Annotated in this window: 16 protein-coding genes; 11 read left to right on the top strand and 5 right to left on the bottom strand. The window is 73.5% G+C overall.

All coding sequences use genetic code 11. The annotated features are described in order from the left end of the window. The first annotated feature begins 43 nt into the window (after positions 1–43). A complete protein-coding gene (locus NX794_RS13175; RefSeq protein ID WP_258778669.1) occupies positions 44–457 on the top strand; it encodes an SSI family serine proteinase inhibitor in 414 nt (137 codons plus the stop codon). A gap of 19 nt (positions 458–476) precedes the next feature. On the opposite strand, the gene NX794_RS13170 is transcribed toward NX794_RS13175, so the two are convergent. The 3 genes from NX794_RS13170 to glgX all read right to left on the bottom strand — a co-directional run bounded on the left by NX794_RS13170 (position 477) and on the right by glgX (position 7,250). Next, positions 477–1,727 carry a M14 family zinc carboxypeptidase gene (locus NX794_RS13170; protein WP_258778668.1) on the bottom strand — a complete coding sequence of 417 codons (1,251 nt, stop codon included), beginning with the start codon at positions 1,725–1,727 and terminating at the stop codon, positions 477–479. Positions 1,728–2,608: 881 nt separating this feature from the next. Then, entirely contained in the window at positions 2,609–4,972 is a 2,364-nt protein-coding gene (gene treY, locus NX794_RS13165; RefSeq protein WP_258778667.1) for a malto-oligosyltrehalose synthase, read from the bottom strand. 169 nt (positions 4,973–5,141) lie between these two features. Then, positions 5,142–7,250, bottom strand: coding sequence for a glycogen debranching protein GlgX (gene glgX / locus NX794_RS13160; RefSeq protein WP_258778666.1), 2,109 nt, complete (start codon positions 7,248–7,250; stop codon positions 5,142–5,144). Positions 7,251–7,447: 197 nt separating this feature from the next. Between glgX and NX794_RS13155 the strand changes: the two genes are divergently transcribed. The 4 genes from NX794_RS13155 to NX794_RS13140 all read left to right on the top strand — a co-directional run bounded on the left by NX794_RS13155 (position 7,448) and on the right by NX794_RS13140 (position 11,884). Next, positions 7,448–8,260 carry a Tat pathway signal sequence domain protein gene (locus NX794_RS13155; RefSeq protein ID WP_258778665.1) on the top strand — a complete coding sequence of 271 codons (813 nt, stop codon included), beginning with the start codon at positions 7,448–7,450 and terminating at the stop codon, positions 8,258–8,260. A gap of 50 nt (positions 8,261–8,310) precedes the next feature. Next, a complete protein-coding gene (locus NX794_RS13150) occupies positions 8,311–9,705 on the top strand; it encodes a copper amine oxidase (RefSeq protein WP_258778664.1) in 1,395 nt (464 codons plus the stop codon). A 114-nt stretch (positions 9,706–9,819) separates the two neighbouring features. After that, positions 9,820–11,058 carry a DUF5919 domain-containing protein gene (locus tag NX794_RS13145; protein ID WP_258778663.1) on the top strand — a complete coding sequence of 413 codons (1,239 nt, stop codon included), beginning with the start codon at positions 9,820–9,822 and terminating at the stop codon, positions 11,056–11,058. 103 nt (positions 11,059–11,161) lie between these two features. Further along, positions 11,162–11,884: a 3'-5' exonuclease gene (locus NX794_RS13140; RefSeq protein WP_258778662.1), complete on the top strand. Its 723-nt coding sequence runs from the start codon at positions 11,162–11,164 to the stop codon at positions 11,882–11,884. A 27-nt stretch (positions 11,885–11,911) separates the two neighbouring features. Here the strand turns inward: NX794_RS13140 and NX794_RS13135 are convergent, their stop codons facing one another. Next, complete coding sequence (locus NX794_RS13135) at positions 11,912–12,775, bottom strand: phosphotransferase enzyme family protein (RefSeq protein WP_258778661.1); 864 nt, start codon at positions 12,773–12,775, stop codon at positions 11,912–11,914. A 140-nt stretch (positions 12,776–12,915) separates the two neighbouring features. Here NX794_RS13135 and NX794_RS13130 point away from each other — a divergent pair, with 140 nt between their 5' ends. The 6 genes from NX794_RS13130 to NX794_RS13105 all read left to right on the top strand — a co-directional run bounded on the left by NX794_RS13130 (position 12,916) and on the right by NX794_RS13105 (position 18,857). Further along, positions 12,916–13,887, top strand: coding sequence for a carbohydrate ABC transporter permease (locus tag NX794_RS13130; protein WP_428985897.1), 972 nt, complete (start codon positions 12,916–12,918; stop codon positions 13,885–13,887). Continuing rightward, entirely contained in the window at positions 13,884–14,717 is an 834-nt protein-coding gene (locus tag NX794_RS13125) for a carbohydrate ABC transporter permease (protein WP_258778659.1), read from the top strand. Before NX794_RS13130 ends, NX794_RS13125 begins: the two co-directional genes overlap by 4 nt. Continuing rightward, on the top strand, positions 14,717–15,991 hold the full coding sequence (locus NX794_RS13120) for an ABC transporter substrate-binding protein (RefSeq protein WP_258778658.1): 1,275 nt from the start codon (positions 14,717–14,719) through the stop codon (positions 15,989–15,991). Before NX794_RS13125 ends, NX794_RS13120 begins: the two co-directional genes overlap by 1 nt. 74 nt (positions 15,992–16,065) lie before the next feature. After that, positions 16,066–17,295 carry a macrolide-inactivating glycosyltransferase gene (gene mgt / locus NX794_RS13115; RefSeq protein WP_258778657.1) on the top strand — a complete coding sequence of 410 codons (1,230 nt, stop codon included), beginning with the start codon at positions 16,066–16,068 and terminating at the stop codon, positions 17,293–17,295. 165 nt (positions 17,296–17,460) lie between these two features. Continuing rightward, positions 17,461–18,012, top strand: coding sequence for a DUF1697 domain-containing protein (locus NX794_RS13110; protein ID WP_258778656.1), 552 nt, complete (start codon positions 17,461–17,463; stop codon positions 18,010–18,012). 551 nt (positions 18,013–18,563) lie between these two features. Continuing rightward, positions 18,564–18,857, top strand: a complete 294-nt coding sequence (locus tag NX794_RS13105; RefSeq protein WP_258778655.1) for a hypothetical protein — start codon at positions 18,564–18,566, stop codon at positions 18,855–18,857. Between the two features lie 18 nt (positions 18,858–18,875). Here the strand turns inward: NX794_RS13105 and NX794_RS13100 are convergent, their stop codons facing one another. Continuing rightward, complete coding sequence (locus tag NX794_RS13100) at positions 18,876–19,613, bottom strand: sirohydrochlorin chelatase (RefSeq protein ID WP_258778654.1); 738 nt, start codon at positions 19,611–19,613, stop codon at positions 18,876–18,878. Position 19,614: the final 1 nt, after the last annotated feature.

Here is a 19,614-nt window from a genome sequence, read left to right as displayed (position 1 = left end):
AGCCGTACTGCGGAACGCGGGCCGCGGTGCCGATGCAAGAGGCATGACTCTCCTCACCCGAGCGGCAGCGGCGGCCGGTGCCCTGCTGGCCGCCGCCGGTCTCCTCACCGCGAGCCCGGCCCACGCGGCGTCCCGGGACGCCTTCCCGGGCAACTGGCTCTACCTGACGGTCACCAAGGGCGACGCCCGGTCCAGCGACACGCGCGGCACCCTGCTGCTGTGCGACCCGCCGCAGGGACACGCGCGCGCCGCCGAGGCCTGCGCCGAACTCGGCGCCGCGCACGGTGACATCGGGCGCGTCCCGGTGCGCAGCGGCTTCTGCACCATGATCTGGGCGCCAGTCACCGTCCGCGCGCGCGGTCAGTGGGAAGGACGGCCGGTGAAGTTCCAGGAGACGTACTCCAGCCACTGTGTGATGCGCGCCCGCACCGGCTCGGTCTTCGCCCTCGACGGCTGAGCGAGCCCCTCGACGGGCCTCACGCGGCCTGTTCCCGGGCCTGCTGGGCCGCCACCAGCACGGTCCGGGACTGGTGCTCCGCCTGGTGCTCCAACGGCACCCAGCGGGCCCGGAAACGCGTCGCGAACGCGTCACACCAGGAGGCGACGAGCTGCTCCAGCCGGGGCGCGGCACGGTCGTCGGCCTCCCGCAGCACCCGGAGCAGCATCGCCGCCGCCCGCAGCGGCAGCCGCCGGCCGAAGGCGTCCACGCTGCCGACGTAGGCCATCGTCGTGCCGGCCGGAGCCGTGTGCGTCCAGTCCTCGGCGAGGCCCGGTATCAGCTCCAGCGCCCAGCGCGACGCCCGCAGCAGCGGACCGTCCGCGCCGTGCAGCCGGGGCAGTGCCTCGACGAGGATCCGCTCCACCTCCAGCGAGTCCCGCAGCAGCCGCCGGGCCAGCCGGCGCAGCGCCGCCTCCGGTGCCGGGTGCGGCGCCGGATCGTCCACCAGGTCGCTCGCCCACATCGGCACCTCCACCACGGCCGTCAGACCGCCGTAGCGGTGCGCGTGGTACCAGGTGCTGTGCCGGGCGTCGTCCGGCATGCTCGGGAAGGCGAGACCCGACTCGGGGCCCGGCATCACATGCACCCCGGGCCCGGAGGCCGGCCAGCCCGCCGCGTCCGAGGCGCCGGTCTCCACCGGGATGTGCAGCTCCGCCGCCGACTTGGCGAACGGCTCGGCCAGACCCGGCACGTCCCGCGTCAACTGCACCCAGCTACCGCCCAGATCGGTGCCGTGCAGGGTCACCTGGAGGTAGGGCCGCACCTCGTCGATCACCCGGGTCAGGGCTCGGGTCTCGGGCGGCAGCCGGTCGGGGGGCAGCACGGACGGCGACCACTCCGGCTGCTCCGCGCCCGTCGGCCGGTAGAACCCGAGGTGGTAGTCGAGCAGGCTGCGCGGCGCGGGCGTCACGTGCAGACTCGCCCCGTCCGGGTCCGCGCACAACAGGAAGTGCCAGGAGGCGTCCGCCCGCAACTCCCGCTCCGCGAGCACCTTTTCGGCCAGCACTCGCACGGTGGAGCCGCCCGCCGGCTCGTTGGCGTGCGCGCCCGCGACCACCAGCACCGCCCGCCGGGCGTGCCCCACCGACAGCAGGTGCAGGGGCCTTCCCGCGCGCGAGCGGCCCACCTGCCGCAGCGTGCACAGCCCGGGTTCGCGAGCCGCCAACGCCTCCGCGAGGGCGACCAGTTCGGGAACGCTTGGGTAGCGCAGCTCCGGCAGGAGACTCACCCCCGACTGGTTTCCGCCCGGCTTCGCCCTCCAAGTCCCGCACGCGATGGGTGAACTGTCAAGCATGGGGCGGCGCCCTGCCCGGGGCGCCCGGGCGCACGACCCGGCGGGCCGGGAGAGCGCCGCGCCCCAGGGTCCTCACCGCTGGCACGCGACCGCGTCCCACCCGGGCCACCGGCCTCGGCCGGGACGCCTGCTCAGTCCTCCCCGACCGGCCCGGCGACCTGTCGGGGAGGTCCGTCGCGCCCGGCGCCGGTGGCCTCCCGGCCCTCGGTGAGCGCGTCCGCCTGCCGGCCGGGGCGCCGGTTGCGGGGCCGTCTGCTCAGCCTCTGCGACCCGCTCCAGTGGGACCAGCGGTGACCTGCCAGGAGGTCTCGCGCGCCCGGCGCCGGGGAAATCCCGGTTCCCGGGTGAGCGTGTCGGCCTGCCGGCCGGGGTGTCGGTTGCGGGGCCGTCTGCTCAGGCTCCGCGACCTGCTCCGGTGGGACCAGCGGTGACCTGCCAGGAGGTCTCGCGTGCCCGGCGCCGGGGAAATCCCGGCTCCCGGGTGAGCGTGTCGGCCTGCCGGTCGGGGTGTCGGTTGCGGGGCCGTCTGCTCAGGCTCCGCGACCTGCTCCAGTGGGACCAGCGGCGACCTGCCAGGAGGTCTCGCGCGCCCGGCGTCGGGGAAATCCCGGTTCCCGGGTGAGCGTGTCGGCCTGCCGGCCGGGGTGCCGGTCCCGGGTCCGCGGCCGTTCGGCTCTCGGTGATCCCGTTTCAGCAGCGCCACCGGCGACCTGTCAAGGAGGTCTGTCGCCCGCGAACGCCGGTGGCCCCTCGGCTGCCGGTTGAGCACGTCTGACGCCTCCGCCCGGACCACCCGCCTCGGACGAGAGCATCCCTCAACCCTCCGCGACCCGCTCCAGCAGCACGACCGGCGACCCGTCGAAGAGGTCCGCCACCCGCGCGGTGCCGGTGAACTCCCGGCCCCCGGCGAGCGCGTCCGCCCACCGCCCCGGCGGCAGCGACAGCCGGGTGTCCCGCCAGCCGCCCGACTCCGTGAGCCGTAGCGACAGCCGGGTGACCGCCGTGACCACCTCGCCCGAGCGGGCGAACGCCAGGCAGTGCTCGGCCGCGGGGCCGTCGGCGGTCAGCGGCTCGTAGGAGGCCGCCGTGCCGAAGGCGGCGGGGCGCCGGGCGCGCAGCCGCAGCGCGGCCGACGTCAGCGCGGCCTTCTCGCCGGCCGACGGTGGCGGGAAGGCCGCCGGCCGCCGGTTGTCCGGGTCCACCAGTGCCCGGTACTCGTCCTCCGTGCCCTGGTACACGTCCGGCACCCCGGGCATCGTCAGGTGGACCAGCGCGGTGCCGAGGACGTTGGCCCGCACGTGCGGGTCCAGGGCCTTGCGGAAGGCGGCCACGCGCTCGCCGGGCGGCCCGCAGGGCCCGGCCGTCAGGAAGGCCGCCACCGCCTCCTCGTACGGCGGCTCCTGCTCCGTCCAGCTCGTGTACATGCCCGCCTCGCGCACATGCTTCAGCAGCGCCTCGTGGACCCGCTCCTCCGCCGCCGGGCCGAGCCCGAACACCGTCTGCCAGGCCGCCCAGGCCAACTGCCCGTCCGGCACGGTCTCCCCGGGCCGGGTCACCTCGGCCAGCAGCCGGGCCCAGCGGTCCGGGCACTCGGTGAGCACGGCCAGCGCCGCGCGCACGTCGGCGCTGCGCTTGGTGTCGTGCGTGGAGACCACCGTGCCGCCGGCCGGCCAGTCGCGCTGCACGCGCGCGCAGTACGCGTGGAAGTCCGCCACGGCGACCCCCGGGTGCCCCGGATCGCCGCCCACCTCGTTCGCCGAGAGCAGCGGCACGTAGCGGTAGAACGCCGTGTCCTCGACCGACTTGGCGCGCAGCGCGGACGCGGTCTGCGCGAACCGGGCGCGGAACTCCGCCAGGCCGGTGCCCTCCTCGACCGGCCCGGGGGGTTCGACCAGCAGCCGGCGTACGACGTCCACCGCGGCGGCCTCCTCGGGCACCACGAAGGCCAGCCGGGCCTCCGCGGCGGCCTCCTCGGTGACCACGGTGCCCGCGTCACCGGAGGTGTAGGGCCGGTAGACCCGCATCCGCACCAGCAGTTCCTCCAGGGCCGTGCGCAGCGCCCACGGGGCCCGGTCGCGCAGCGCGAGGTCCGGCGAGGCCGCGCACAGCCGGGCGGCGACCCGGGTGAGCCGGTCCGTCTCGGTGGCCAGCTCGTGCGTGAGCACCTTGTAGGCGGCCCGCCGCACCGTCGCGTCCCAGTTCCCGCCCCGGTCGGTCTGGGGGGCCGCGAAGTGCCGGTAGCGCGCGGCCAGCTCCCCGGCGCCCTCCCGGTCGGTGAACAGGCCGTCGACCTGGCGCAGGGCGTCGTAGCCCGTGGTGCCCGCGACCGGCCAGGAGGCCGGCAGGTGCTCGCCGTCGGCGAGGATCTTCTCCACGACCGTCCAGCGCCCGCCGGAGGCCTCGTGCAGCCGGGCGAGATAGCCGTCGGGATCGGCGAGGCCGTCCGGGTGGTCGATCCGCAGCCCGTCGACCACGCCCTCGTGCAGCAGCTGGAGGATCTTGGCGTGGGTGGCGTCGAAGACGTCCGGGTCCTCCACGCGCACCCCGATCAGCTCGGAGATGCTGAAGAACCGCCGGTAGTTCAGCTCGGTGCGGGCCAGCCGCCACCAAACCGGCCGGTACCACTGGGCATCCAGCAGCTCCGGCAGCGGCAGGTGGGCGGTGCCGGCGCGCAGCGGGAAGGCGTGGTCGTGGTAGCGCAGCACGTCCCCGTCGACCCGGAGGTGGTCCAGCTCGGAGCCGACCGGGCCGCCGAGCACCGGCAGCAGCACCCGGCCGCCCTGCGCCTCCCAGTCGATGTCGAACCAGCGCGCGTACGGCGACGCGGGCCCCTCGCGCAGCACCTCCCACAGGGCGGGGTTGTGCCGGGGCGCCATCGCCATGTGGTTCGGCACGATGTCCACGACCAGGCCGAGACCGTGCTCCCGCGCGGTGCGCGACAGCGCGCGCAAGCCGTCCTCGCCGCCCAGTTCCTCCCGCACGCGCGCGTGGTCCACCACGTCGTAGCCGTGCGCGGAGCCCGGGACGGCCTCCAAGACGGGGGACAGGTGCAGGTGCGAGACGCCGAGCGACGCCAGGTACGGCACGGCGGCCGCCGCCGCGGCGAACGGGAACGCGGGCTGGAGCTGCAGCCGGTAGGTGGACGTGGGCACGGCCGGTCCGGGAGGCTCAGAAGTCATGCAGAGCTACGTACCCACCCTGCCGTCTTTCGTGTCACCCGACCCGGTACGGAAGCCGCCGCCGGCCGGGTGACGCACCCCGCGCGCGTGCCCGCGGGAACGGACACGCGCGCGGAGCCCGGAAACCGCACCGGACCGCGCGCGAGGGGCCCAGAGACCGTCCGGAGACCTAGGCCGGCCGCTGGAGCACCGTCAGGCTGCGGTCCGGCAGGGTGAGCCGGTCGCCGGCCGTGACCTTCGCGCCTGTGCCCGGCGGCACCCCCTCCGGGCGGCCGGTGTCCACGATCACCTGCCACTGGCGGCCGTGGTCGACGGGGACCAGGAAGTCCAGCGGCTCGGGGGAGGCGTTGAACATCAGCAGGAACGAGTCGTCGGCGATCCGCTCCCCGCGCGGTCCGGGCTCGGAGATGGCGTTGCCGTTGAGGAACACCGTCAGCGCGGACGCCGGTGCCGAGTCCCAGTCCTGCTGGGCCATCTCACCGCCCTCGGGTGTGAACCAGGCGATGTCGGACAGCTCGTCGTGCGTGCCCTCCACCGGGCGGCCGTGGAAGAAGCGGCGGCGCCGGAAGACCGGGTGGTCCCGGCGCAGCCACACCATCGCCCGCGTGAACTCCAGCAGCCCGGGATCGTCCTCGGGCCAGCGCACCCAGGAGACCTCGTTGTCCTGGCAGTAGGCGTTGTTGTTGCCGCGCTGGCTGCGGGCGAACTCGTCGCCGTGACTGAGCATCGGCACGCCCTGGGACAGCATCAGCGTCGCGATGAAGTTCCGCGTCTGGCGGGCCCGGAGTCCGAGGACTGCCGGATCATCGGTGTCGCCCTCGGCACCGCAGTTCCAGGACCGGTTGTGGCTCTCGCCGTCCCGGTTGTCCTCGCCGTTGGCGTCGTTGTGCTTGTCGTTGTAGGCCACCAGGTCGTGCAGGGTGAACCCGTCGTGGCAGGTGACGAAGTTGATCGAGGCGTTCGGGCGCCGCCCGTCGTCCTGGTAGAGGTCCGAGGAGCCGGTCAGCCGGGAGGCGAACTCCGCGAGCGCGCGCGGCTCCCCCCGCCACAGGTCACGGACCGTGTCCCGGTACTTGCCGTTCCACTCCGTCCACAGCGGCGGGAAGTTGCCCACCTGGTAGCCGCCCTCGCCGACGTCCCAGGGTTCGGCGATCAGCTTCACCTGCGAGACCACCGGGTCCTGCTGCACCAGGTCGAAGAACGACGACAGCCGGTCCACCTCGTGGAACTGCCGGGCGAGCGTCGCCGCGAGGTCGAAGCGGAACCCGTCGACGTGCATCTCGGTGACCCAGTACCGCAGCGAGTCCATGATCAGCTGGAGCACGTGCGGGGACCGCATGAGCAGCGAGTTGCCGGTGCCCGTGGTGTCCATGTAGTAGCGCGGGTCGTCCGTCAGCCGGTAGTACGACGGGTTGTCGATGCCCTTGAAGGACAGCGTCGGGCCCAGGTGGTTGCCCTCGGCGGTGTGGTTGTAGACGACGTCCAGGATGACCTCGATCCCGGCCTCGTGCAGCGCCCGGACCGCCGACTTGAACTCCAGCACCTGCTGGCCGCGGTCACCCCAGGAGGCGTACGCGTTGTGCGGGGCGAAGAAGCCGATGGTGTTGTAGCCCCAGTAGTTGTTCAGGCCCATGTCGACCAGCCGGTGGTCGTTCACGAACTGGTGCACCGGCATCAGTTCGAGGGCGGTCACCCCGAGCTTGGTCAGGTGCTCGATGATCGCCGGGTGCGCGAGCGCGGCGTACGTGCCGCGCAGCTCCTCGGGGAGCCCCGGGTGGCGCATGGTGAGGCCCTTGACGTGGGCCTCGTAGATCACCGTGTGCTGGTAGTCGGTGCGCGGCGGCCGGTCGTCACCCCAGTCGAAGTACGGGTTGATCACCACCGAGGTCATGGTGTGCGGCGCCGAGTCGAGGTCGTTGCGCCGCTCGGGCTCGTCGAAGTGGTAGCCGTACACCTCCTCGCCCCACCGTATGGCGCCGCTGACCGCCTTCGCGTACGGGTCGAGCAGCAGTTTCGCCGAGTTGCAGCGCAGCCCGCGCGCGGGGTCGTACGGGCCGTGCACCCGGAACCCGTACCGCTGTCCCGGCATCACGCCCGGTAGGTACGCGTGCCGCACGAAGGCGTCGCTCTCGCGCAGTTCCACCGCCGTCTCCGAGCCGTCGTCGTGCAGCAGACACAGCTCTACTCGGTCCGCGGCCTCCGTGAAGACCGCGAAGTTGGTTCCGGCGCCGTCGTAGGTGGCGCCGAGCGGATATGCCTCTCCAGGCCAGACCTGCATGAATACGACTCTCCCAGGTGTGCGGTCCGCCTGGGGCCGCGTTGGCCCCGAGTCTCGTCCGAAAGTGACACAACCTCGCATCGCTCAACCGCCTCTTACCCAGCGACCTGAGCGCATGGCGGTTCTGATACCCGCCACGCGCCGAAACAGCGGGGCAATCACAGACTCCCGTCGACCAGCGGGAGTTGGGGGAAGATGTGCACGAGACATTCCACCGTCATCTCGGCAAGATCCTGACCGGTGCGGCCCTGGCGGCGGCGGGTACCGCCGCCGCGGTCGCGGTCACGCTGCCGGGCACGGCGGGCGCGCAGGAGACCGGCGGCGCCGCCGGCGGCACCCGGGGCGCACTGTCGGCCGGACAGGACCGGAACGCGGCGCCTCCGGGCGTCGTGGAGGGGGCGCCCAGCGAAGGGAAGCAGGGCACCGGCGGCGATCCGCTGACCGAGGACGAGACCCGGCGGGTGGCGAGGATCGCCGCGGGCGGGCAGCTTTCGGCCACCGGGCAGGACGTCGACGGGGGCCGGGGAGCGCAGCGGCTGAGCGTCGACCTCGCCGAGCCCGAGGCCGACGAGGCCGACGACCCGGACGCGCCGCGCCGGGCCGACGTGACCTTCTACGACTACCGGAACGACACCCTCGTCACCAGGACCGTGAACCTGCGGACGGGCAAGGTCGAGCACACCGGCACCCAGCACGGTGTGCAGCCGCCGCCGAGCCGCGCCGAGAACACCGAGGCGGCCCGGATCCTGATCGCCGCTCCACTGGGGGCGGGCCTCAAGGCGGACTACAAGGACGCCACCGGCAAGGCGCTGACCTCGCCGGACCAGCTGGAGCTGAGCGGCGGCATCTACCGGGCCGCCCCCGGCGCCCAGCCCGCGGTGCTCGACGCCTGCGGCGCACACCGGTGCGTACGGCTGTTCTCCAAGGTCCGCAACGGGCCCTGGATCGACACCAGGGACCTGGTGATCGACCTCAGCACCGGCAAGACCGCCGCCCTCGACCGCGGCTGACCCACCGCCCGCCCTCATCCGCACACCTTTGGCAAGGGAGCCATCTCTTCATGCCCGAAAACCACCTGCCCGGCGCGGCCCGGAACCGCGTGTCCGGCGCGATCCGGAACCGCCTGTCCGGCGCCGCCCGGCCGCACACCGCGGCCCGGACCGCGCGCAAGAGCGCGGTCGTCGGACTGTCCCTGGCCGCGCTCGCCGCCGGCGCGACCGTCGGCGCCGGCCCGGCCGCCGCGCGCCCGGCGACCGGCACCGCCGCCGCGGCCCCCGGCTGCAGCTCCGCCTACAAGATCGAGCAGAAGCTCTCCACCGGCACCACCTGGCGGATGTGCTGGCGCTACGACGGCAAGGCCGGCCTGGTCCTGGACGACGTCAGCTACCAGCCCAAGGGCGAGGCCAAGCCGATCAAGGTCCTCAACAGCGCCAGACTCGGCCAGATCCACGTCCCCTACGACGACGGCAAGCACGAGTACTACGACCTGACGGGCCAGAACTTCGGCCAGGGCCTCCAGCAGCTCTCGCCCGGCGAGTGCCCCGGCGGCACCATCAAGAGCGTCCGCGTCCCGGACGGCGACCCGGAGCACCCCAACGTCAACGGCCTGTGCACGACCACTCGTTCGCGTGGTCACGCCTACCGGATGCACGACTTCTCGCCGGACAAGGTCTACCAGCAGCAGGGCAAGGACCTGCTGGTGTACACCGTCAACCAGGTCGGCTGGTACGAGTACATCACCGAGTGGCGGTTCCAGGACGACGGCATGATCAGCATGAACGTCGGCGCCACCGGAAGCCTCTCCTTCGAGGACTACAACGCGCAGGACGGCCGCGGCTGGCCCATCGGCAAGGGCGCCAGGGACTACTCCACCAGCCACAGCCACAACGTGTTCTGGCGGCTCGACTTCGGCCTCGACGGCTCGTCGAAGAACCGGGTCGAGCAGTACGACTCGACCGTCAGCGCGCCCACCGGGCACCAGGAGGGGCCGACCGCCAAGACCACCCGCACCAAGATCACCAAGGAACTCGCGGCCGACTACAAGACCTACCGCTGGTGGCGGATGGTGAGCGCGACCGGCAAGAACAAGGACGGGCACGCCCGTTCCTACGAACTGGTTCCCGGCCCCACCACCAAGTACCCCGGCCGCCCCTTCACCAAGCACGACCTGTACGTGACCCAGTACGACAAGTGCGAGCTGTTCGCCAGCGACAACCCCGCGTGCGCCGCCGGGCACCCCAAGTCCGTCGACAAGTGGGCCAACGGCCAGAGCCTCACCCACCCGGTGGTCTGGGTGAACGTCGGCTTCCACCACATCGCGCGGGACGAGGACCAGCAGCCCATGCCGGTGCACTGGCAGGGCTTCTCCATCGCCCCCCGGGACGTCACGGCTATGAATCCGCTCACTCCGAAGGACCTGGCATGGCAGAACGGTCACTGGGAATGGCGTAGTTGAGCCCCACGGCCGGAAAACCGACCTGTCCATCCGGCTGCACCGCCGACCGTGCGCGGAGTACCCTTCCTTGATCGTTGAGACGGGGAAGGCCCGGGATCGGAAGGCGGTGCGCGGGTGGGCGCGGGAGGGCTGGAGCTGCCCCCTGGTGACGAGGGTCACGAGGGAAACTCCACAGACGTCCCGCCCGGCGCGGTGTCCCTGGCCCGCCCGATGGACGCCGGGTCCATCGGGCCGGAGCTGGACTGGGACGCCGACGCCTGGCGCGAGGTCCGCACCCGCGCCCAGCGGGCCGGCCGGGCCTACATCTGGCTGAACCTCGTCGAGCAGCGGCTGCGCGCGGTCGTGGCCGCCGTCCTGCGTCCCGTCTACGAACCCGTGCACGGTGACGACTGGGTGGTGGCCGCCGCCGGCCCGGCCGGGCAGGAGTGGGTGCAGCGCGCCGTCGCGGTGCGTGAGGTCAGCCGCCGCAAGGGCTACTTGCTCGACCCGGCCGACGACAACGTGCTCAGCTTCCTCACCCTGCCCCAGCTGCGCGAGCTGGTGGTGCAGCACTGGCCGTGCTTCGAGCCGTACTTCGACGAGCGCCGGGACCTCGAACTCGCCCTGGACGAGCTGGAGGTGACCCGCAACGTCGTCTCCCGCAACCGCGCCCTGTCCGAGGCGGTGCTCGGTCAGGCCGAGCGGGCCTCGGCCCGGCTGCTGGAGATGCTCGGCGCGGGCGGCGACGTGCCCTCCGCCCGCCGGCTGCCGGTGGACGCGGTCGAGGACCTGGTCGGCGACCGGTACGCCGACGTCGTCGCCGTCCACTCCGACCGGGTGCGGCTGATGCGGCAGTTCCCGGCCGAGGACATCTTCGGCTCCGCCCGCCGGCTGGACGCCATAGGCATCGGGCTCAACCTGCTCGTGCAGAACTTCTCCGGCCGCCGGCTGGTCCGGCTCGCCGAGTCCGGCTGCCGGGTACGGCTGCTCTTCCTCAACCCGGCCTCCAGCTCCGTCAAGCGCCGCGAGCGCGAACTCGGGATGAAGCGGGGCGAACTGAGCAGGTCGGTCGAGATGAACATCCTGCACATGCGCCGGGTGCGCTCCCGGCTGCGCGACCCGGGCGCCTTCGAGATCCAGGTGTACGACGAGACGCCCCGCTTCACCGCCTACCTGGTGGACGGCGACGGCACCGACGGCATCGCCGTGGTGCAGTCCTACCTGCGCGGTGCGCGCGGGATGGAGTCGCCGGTGCTGGTGCTGCGAGGCGGCAGCCGGCTGGTCACGCCGGGCGACGCCGGCGAGGCCGGGCTGTTCCCGACCTACCGCGAGGAGTTCGAGACGGCGTGGGCGGACTCGCGCCCGGTGTCCTGACCCGTCGCCGCCGGCAAGCGGAACGCCGGGGACCGGACTGTCAGTGCCCCGTGCGATGGTGGAGGCCACTGGGGGAAAGCACCACCGAGAAGGGGGACCGCCCATGGGCTGGCACCGGGAGCCGCTGACCGGCTTCGACCTGGAGACGACCGGGACCGATCCGCACGAGGCGCGCATCGTCACCGGCGCGGTGATCGAGGTCAGGGCCGGGGAGCCGCTGGGGCACCGGGAGTGGCTGGCCGACCCGGGCGTGGAGATCCCGGCCGACGCGGTCGCGGTACACGGCATCACCAGCGCCCACGCCACCGCCGAGGGCCGCCCGGCCGACCAGGTGGCCGACGCCATCGCAAACGTCCTGGTCTCCTCCTGGACGGCGGGCGTGCCGGTCGTCGCCTACAACGCCGCCTTCGACCTCACCCTGCTCTCCGCCGAACTGCGCCGCTACGGCCTGCCGTCGCTCGTGGACCGGCTGGGCGGCGCCCCGCCCGCGCCGGTCGTCGACCCGTACACCATCGACCGCCGGGTGGACCGCTACCGGCGCGGCAAGCGGAACCTGGAGGCGGTCTGCGCCGAGTACGGCATAGTCCTGGGCGCCGCGCACAACGCCTCGGCCGATGCCCTGGCCGCCGCGCATCTCGCCTTCGCGATAGCCGAACGCCACCCGAAGATCGCGGCCCTGCCCGTCGCGGAGCTGCACGCCCGTCAGATCGAGTGGTACGCGGCCTGGGCGGCGGACTTCCAGGACTTCCTGCGCCGCAAGGGCGAGGCGGACGCGGTGGTCGACGGGGCGTGGCCGCTGCGGCAGTCGGTGGACGAGCGGATCTGAGCCGCCCGCACCGGTCCGCGGCGGTGCTCAGAAGGGGTACCAGCGCACCGTCTCGTCGCCGTCCCGCAGCGACGCCACCCGGCGCCGGAACTCCTCCCGCGCCTTGGGGTTGGCCGGTGCGTGCTGGGCGACCCAGGCGCAGCTGGCCGTCTCCCGGGCGCCGCGCAGCACCGGGCAGCCCGCCCACTCCCGCACGTCCCAGCCGTACTCCTCGGTGAACGCGTCGTAGGCCCCGGCCGGCAGCCCGTACCGGTCGCGGGAGAGGGCCATGACCACCAGGTCGTGCTCGCGCAGGTCGGCGGAGAAGGTCTCCAGGTCGACCAGGACCGGCCCGTCCGGCCCGATGTGCACATTGCGGGGCAGCGCGTCGCCGTGGATCGGCCCCGGCGCGAGGCGTGGCGTCAGCGCGGCGGCCGCCGCGGCGAAGCCGTCCCGGCGCTCGCGCAGGTAGGCCGCGTCGGCGGGGTCGATCGCGTCGCCCGCCAGCCGCAGCCAGCGCTCGACACCGCCCAGCAGTTCGCGGGGCGGCAGCACGAAGGGGGGAGCGGGCAGTGCGTGCACCAGACGCAGCAGCCGGGCCAGGTCCCGCGGCTCGGCCGGCCGCACCGGATCGGGCAGCCGGTGCCACACGGTCACCGGGTGCCCCTGGACCAGCAGCGGCTCCGGCTCGGCCGCCCGCACCGCCGGCACGTCCGCCGCGGCGAGCCAGCCGGCGATGTCCAGTTCGCGCCGGGCCCGCTCCAGCAGCTCGGCGTCCCGGCCCACCTTCACCACCAGGCCGCCGGCGGCGAACACCGCGTTCTCGCCGAGGGCCAGCAGCCGCGCGTCCCCGGCCGCGCCGGGCAGCACCCTCGCCGCGGCCAGTACGTCCCGCGCCCGCGCCTCGTCCATCGCCGTGCCTCCGTGCCGTCCTCGCGTGCCGTCCGCGGGCCCGCCACCACCGTGGCGCGGGCCCCTCCCGGCCAGTCTCGCATCGGCACAGGTCGAGCGGTGTGCGCGGCCCCTTGACGAGGTACCGCGCCTTTACGACCATGAACACGCCAACCGGATCCGGCAAAGGGGCTGATTCCGTGACAGCAGTGGCCGAGGCGCCGCCCGCGCGCCCCGGAGCGCGCGGGCCCGCCCGCCGCCAGGGTGCCGGACCCGGCGCCTGGTTCCTGGTCCTGCCCGCGCTCGTCCCGGTCCTCGTGCTCAGCGTCGGCCCGCTGCTCTACGGCATCCTGCTCGCCTTCACCGACGCCCAGTCCGGCCGCACCACCGCCACCCGCTGGATCGGCGCGCTCAACTTCCGCGACCTGCTGCACGACACGCTGTTCTGGGAGTCGTTCCGGATCGGCCTGGTCTGGGCGGCCGGCGTCACCGTGCCCCAGTTCCTGCTGGCACTCGGCCTCGCCCTGCTGCTCGACCAGGACCTGCGGCTGCGCGGGTTCGCCCGCGCCCTCGCCATCGTGCCCTGGGCGATGCCCGAGGTGGTCGTCGGCATCATGTGGCGGCTCGTCTACCACCCCGACGTCGGCGTCCTCAACGAGACACTGCGCGACCTCGGCCTCGGCGGCGGCCGGGACTGGCTGAGCGGCCTGGCCACCGCGCTGCCCGCCGTCATCGTCGTCGGCGTCTGGGCGGGCCTGCCGCAGACCACGGTCGCCCTGCTCGCCGGACTCCAGAACGTGCCCCGCGAACTCCACGAGGCGGCGGCGGTGGACGGCGCCGGAGCCTGGCGGCGCTTCCGGGCGGTCACCTGGCCCACGCTGCGACCGGTGGCCCTCGCCATCACCGCCCTCAACCTCATCTGGAACCTCAACTCCTTCGCCCTGGTCTACGTCCTCACCAGCGGCGGACCCGGCGGCAGGACCCGGCTGCCGATGCTCTTCGCCTACGAGGAGGCCTTCCGCTACGGCCAGTTCGGCTACGCGGCGGCGATGGGCTGCGTCCTGGTCGCCGTGGTCGCGGTCCTGCTCGCGGTGTTCCTGGCCGGCCGGCTGCGGGGCGGTGCGGAGACGTGAGGGCCCGCCGCACCGCCCGCGCCGGGCAGTACGCCGCCCTGCTCGGCTACCTGCTCTTCCTCGCCTTCCCGCTGCTGTGGCTGCTGTCCACCGCGCTCAAGCCCCCGCGCGAACTGGGCAGCTTGCACCCGACCTGGATTCCGCGCCACCCCACCCTGGCCAACGTCCGCGAGGCCTTCGCCGAGCAGCCACTGGCGCACGCCGCCCTGAACTCCCTGCTGGTGGCGCTCGCCACCGCCGTCGTCGCCGTGCTGATCGCGACCCCGGCGGCGTACGCCCTGGCCCGCCGACGCACCCGGCTCACGCGGGCCGCCACCGGCTGGGTCGTGGTCAGCCAGGCGTTCCCGTTCGTGCTGGTGATCATCCCGCTGTTCCTGGTGCTGAAGAACCTGCGGCTGATCGACTCCCTGGCCGGTCTGGTGCTGGTGTACACGGTGTGGGCGCTGCCGTTCGCGCTGTGGATGCTCACCGGCCATGTCCGGTCGGTCCCGGCCGAGTTGGAGGAGGCGGCGGCCGTCGACGGGGCCGGGCGGCTGCGCACCCTGGTATCGGTGACGGCACCCCTGCTCGCGCCGGGCATCGCGGCGACGGCGCTGTTCGCGTTCGTCACCGCGTGGAACGAGTTCTTCTTCGCGCTGGTGCTGCTCAAGAGCCCCGGGAAACAGACCCTGCCGGTCGTGCTCACCCACTTCATCGGCGCCGAGGGCATGGCCGACCTCGGCCCGCTGGCCGCCGCCGCGTTCCTCGCCACCCTGCCCTCGGTGGCCGTCTTCGCCCTGGTCCAGCGGCGGATCACCAGCGGTCTGCTCGCCGGGGCGGTGAAGAGCTGATGCGCACCCGCGCCACAGCCCTCGTGGTGCTCCTGCTGCTCCTCGCGGGCTGCACGGCACCGGACCACCGGGACGGCCCGGTCACCCTGCGCTTCCAGTCCCTCGCCTGGCAGCAGGAGTCCGTCACCGCCACCAAGGACCTGGTGAAGGAGTGGAACACCACCCACCCGGACGTCAAGATCGAGTATGTCCAGGGCAGTTGGGACAGCGTCCACGACCAGCTGCTCACCGCCTTCGAGGGCGGCGAGGCACCCGACATCATCCACGACGCCTCCGACGACCTCGCCGACTTCGCCCACGGCGGCTACCTCGCCGACCTCACCGCCCTGCTGCCGGCCCGCCTGAAGGCCGGCATACCGCGCGGCACCTGGGACACGGCCACCTTCGACAACCGCGTCTACGGCGTGCCGTTCCTCCAGGAACCCCGGGTGCTGATCGCCGACTCCGCCCGGCTGCGCGCGGCGAAGGTCCGCATACCGACCCCGGAACACCCCTGGAGCTGGCCGGAGTTCCGCGAGGTCACCCGGGCGCTCAGCGGGCCCGGGCGGTACGGCGTGGCCTGGCCGCTCAAGGAGCCCGTCTCCGCCACCCTCAACCTCTCTCTGTCGGCGGGCGGCCACCTGTTCCACCGGGGCGCCGACGGCAAGGTCACCGTGCGCTTCACCGAGGCCGACGCGGTCGTGCCGCGCACCATCCACGACCAGGTCACGGTGGACCACAGCGCCCCCTCGGCCACGCTCGGCAGCGGCGGCTCGGACACCCTGCCCGGCCTCTTCGGCGGCCGGTACGCGATGGTCCCGCTGGGCTTCTCCTACCGGCAGCAGGTCGCGCAGCAGGCGCCCGAGGGGTTCCGCTGGCAGGTGCTGCCCGCCCCGGCCGGCGCCGACGGACTCACCCAGGGCGTCAGCCCGCAGACCCTGTCCGTGTCCGCCGACTGCCCGCACAAGGAGGAGGCCGCGCGGTTCCTCGACTTCCTGCTGCGGCCGAGGAACATGGTGCGCCTCGCCCTCGGCGACTGGATGCTGCCCACCGGGACCGAGGCCCTGAAGGACCCCGCCCTGCACACCGCCGAGGACGGCTGGGCGACCGGCACCGCCCTCGCCGGCCGGCTGCGTCCGGCGCCCGCGCAGTCCGTGCGCGGCTATGCCGAGTGGAAGGACAACGTGGCCACCCCGGCCTACCAGGAGTACTACAGCGGCGCGATCGGCCTGACCGAGCTGCGCGAACGCCTGGAGAAGGACGGCAACCTGGTGCTGGCCCGCTACCAGCGCTGAGCGATCCCCAGCGACCGTTGCCGGCCGCCCGCAAATCGATAGACGAGACGGTTCGTCTCGCATACGTTCATGCCATGACAGCGACCACCACCACTGCCCCCGCCCCCGCCCACATCGCCATGTTCTCCATCGCCGCCCACGGCCATGTGAACCCCAGCCTGGAGGTCATCCGTGAACTCGTCGCCCGGGGACACCGCGTCACCTACGCCATCCCGCCCGCGTTCGCCGGCAAGGTGGCCGAGACCGGGGCCCGCCCGGTGCCCTACACCTCCACCCTGCCCGGCCCCGACGCCGACCCGGAGGCATGGGGGACCACCCTGCTCGACAACGTGGAGCCGTTCCTGGCGGACGCGGTCCAGGCGCTCCCGCAGCTGATCGAGGCCTACACGGGCGACGAACCCGACCTCGTCCTGCACGACATCGCCTCCTACCCCGCCCGGGTCCTGGCCCACCGCTGGGGCGTCCCGGCGGTCTCCCTGTCCCCGAACCTCGTCGCCTGGGAGGGGTACGAGGAGGAGGTCGCCGAGCCGATGTGGGCCGAACCGAAGAGCACCGAGCGCGGACAGGCCTACTACGCCCGGTTCGCGGCCTGGCTCGCGGAGAACGGGATCACCGAGCACCCGGACCCGTTCGCCGGCCGCCCCGCCCGCTCCCTCGTGCTCATCCCCAGGGCCCTCCAGCCGCACGCCGACCGGGTGGACGAACGCGTCCACACCTTCGTCGGCGCCTGTCAGGGCGACCGGAGCGAGCAGGGCGACTGGCGGCGGCCCGCCGGGGCCGAGAAGGTCGTCCTGGTCTCCCTCGGATCGGCCTTCACCAAACAGCCCGGCTTCTACCGCGAGTGCGTCCGCGCCTTCGGCGGCCTGCCCGGCTGGCACCTGGTCCTCCAGATCGGCCGGCACGTCGACGCCGCCGACCTGGGCGCCGTACCGGACACCGTGGAAGTGCACGACTGGGTACCGCAGTTGGCCGTGCTGCGGCAGGCCGACCTGTTCGTCACGCACGCCGGCGCCGGCGGCAGCCAGGAGGGCCTGGCCACCGGCACCCCGATGATCGCCGTACCGCAGGCCGCCGACCAGTTCGGCAACGCCGACATGCTCCAGGCGCTCGGCGTCGCCCGGAAGCTGGCCACCGAGGCGGCCACCGCCGACCGGCTCCGCGCGACCGCCCTCGCCCTGGTGGACGACCCGGAGGCCGCCGCCCGGCTGACGGAGATCCGGGCCGAGATGGCCCGCGAGGGCGGCACCCCGCGCGCGGCCGACCTCGTCGAGGCCGAGCTGCCCGCTGTCCGATCCGCCGACTGAGATCCACTTTGTGATTACGAAAGCTTGTTGAACAAGTCACAGCTGCGTGTAGGAGTTGATCCGCACCCGCCGATCGGCGAGAGTTTCGCGCAGCCCGGCAAACGCCTGGCCCCGGGCCGTCGTGCCCGCCCCCACGGGGCACGACGGCCCCTCTAGGCTGGTCGGATGACGACCTACGCGGCGCTGCTGCGCGGAATCAACGTCGGCGGCAGCGGAAAGCTCCCCATGGCCGACCTGCGGGCGCTCGTCGCCGGCCTCGGCCACACCGCCGTCCGCACCCACCTCCAGAGCGGCCAGGCCGTCTTCACCACCGACCACGGCGACGAGGAGTCCCTGGCGGCCGAGTTGGCCGAGGCCGTCGAGCGGCGCTTCGGCTTCCGGCCCGGCGTGCTCGTGCGTGACCACGCCTACTTGCGGGCGGTCGCCGAGAGCTGCCCCTTCCCGGCCGCCGACCTCCAGCCCAAGCAGCTCCACGTCACCTACTTCTCCACGCCCGTCACCCCCGACCGGTACGCGGAGATCGACCAACAGTCCTACCTCCCCGAGGAGTTCCGACTCGGCGACCGCTGCCTCTACCTCTACGCCCCGGACGGCCTCGGCCGCTCCAAACTCGCCGAGGCCCTGTCCCGCCCCCGCCTCACCAAGGACCTGACCGCCACCACCCGTAACTGGAACACCGTCCTCAAACTGGTCGAGCTGACGGCTCCGGGGGTCTGACGGCAGGAGTTCCGGGCTCCCGGTTGGCCGATAATCGACGCTCCCGCGTCCCGCCCCCGCCGCACGTGTGACACATGGGCCCCCACCGGCGCAGAAGGAGTAGCCGTGGTGGTCCGACGCCACAGGGGAGCGCCGGACCACCACGGCCTATACCACGTATCGCCCGCTTCGTGGTCGAGCTCGGGGAACTCCGGGAAAAGGCCGGTGTCCGCTTCCTAGGCTGCACTGCGCGGAACTGCCGCGGTGGGTCGGACGAGGAGAACGGGCGGGCCATGGGCTTCACACGGCTGTACCTGTCTCTCCTCCCGTCGGCACCCGGTACCCGGTCAACGTGCGGCCCTCACCCGGACGGGTGGCCGTTCCCGGGCCACTCCGCACGGGTGTCGCCGCACGCCCCACGTCAAGGCCGTACCGGGCCGCACCGCGCGTTACCCCGGCATGGGTAACGTCGGCTTCCGGCCGTCCGCGCATCAGCCGCAGCGCTTCCCCCCAGCCCCCCCGACGGCCGCAGGACGCGAGCGTCCCGTGGACCAGAAGCGAGGACAGCAGACATGAGCACGTACAAATTCGGAACCAGTTCCGGTCCGGGCGGCTACGGCGGCCTCGACCTGGAGACCCTCATCGACATCGCCGACCGGCTCACCGAGATGCTGCACGCCGAGTACCCGGGACTGGTCCAGTACGGCGAGGTCATCCAGGCCGCGCTGGCCGAGTCCGCCGACGACGGCCTGCCGCCCAACCGGGGCCGGATCCGCACCTCGCTCGACACCATCAGCATCGGCGCCGGGGCCGGCACCGGCAGCCTCGCCTACACCCAGCAGCTGGTCACCGCCTTCGGCCTGTGACCGCCGGGCCGGCCCCGGTCAGGCGCCGAGGGCCGTCAGGCCGTACAGCGGCGTCTCGTCGTAGCGGCGCAGCAGCAGCCGCGCCACCTCCGGGGCCGGGCCCAGCACGTCGGCCAGCACGTCCGCCCCGGCCGCGCCGCGCGCGATGCGGTCCGGCAGGAAGCCGGGGGCCAGGACGTACGGCGCGACCGCGACCCGTTCGCAGCCGAGGGCGCGCAGCTCCCGTACCGCGTCCTCGGTGCGGGGCAGGGCGGCGGAGGCGAACGCCGGCCGCACCGCGCGCCAGCCGGTGTTCCGCCAGCGGCGCGCGAGGCCGTCGATCACCGCGACCGCCTCCGGGTCGGAGGAGCCCGCCGAGGCCAGGACCACGCCGGTCGAGGGCTTGTCGGCGGGCGTCAACCCCGCCTCGTACAGGCGCCGTTCCAGGGCCGACAGCAGCAGCGGCGAGGGACCGAGCACCTCCGCCTGCCTGATCCGCAGCCGCGCGGGCGCCTCGCGCAGCACGGCCGGGATGTCGGCCTTCGCGTGGAAGGCGCGGGTCAGCAACAGGGGCAGGGCGACCACGTTCCGGACGCCGTCGGCCGCCAGTGACTCCAACACCCCCGCCACGGACGGCACGTTGAAGTCCAGGAAGCCGGTCTCCACGCGCAGCCCGGGCCGCAGCGACCGTACCCGCTCCACCAGGGCGTGCACGGTCGCCGCGTGCCGCGGGTCGCGGCTGCCGTGGGCGATGACGAGAAGGACCGGGGCGCGCATG

Origin of the sequence: Streptomyces pyxinicus (assembly GCF_024753135.1) — a bacterium.
Lineage (GTDB): Bacteria > Actinomycetota > Actinomycetes > Streptomycetales > Streptomycetaceae > Streptomyces > Streptomyces pyxinicus.
The sequence above is the reverse complement of the archived record's forward strand: the minus strand, read 5'-3'. Positions and strand labels throughout refer to the sequence as shown.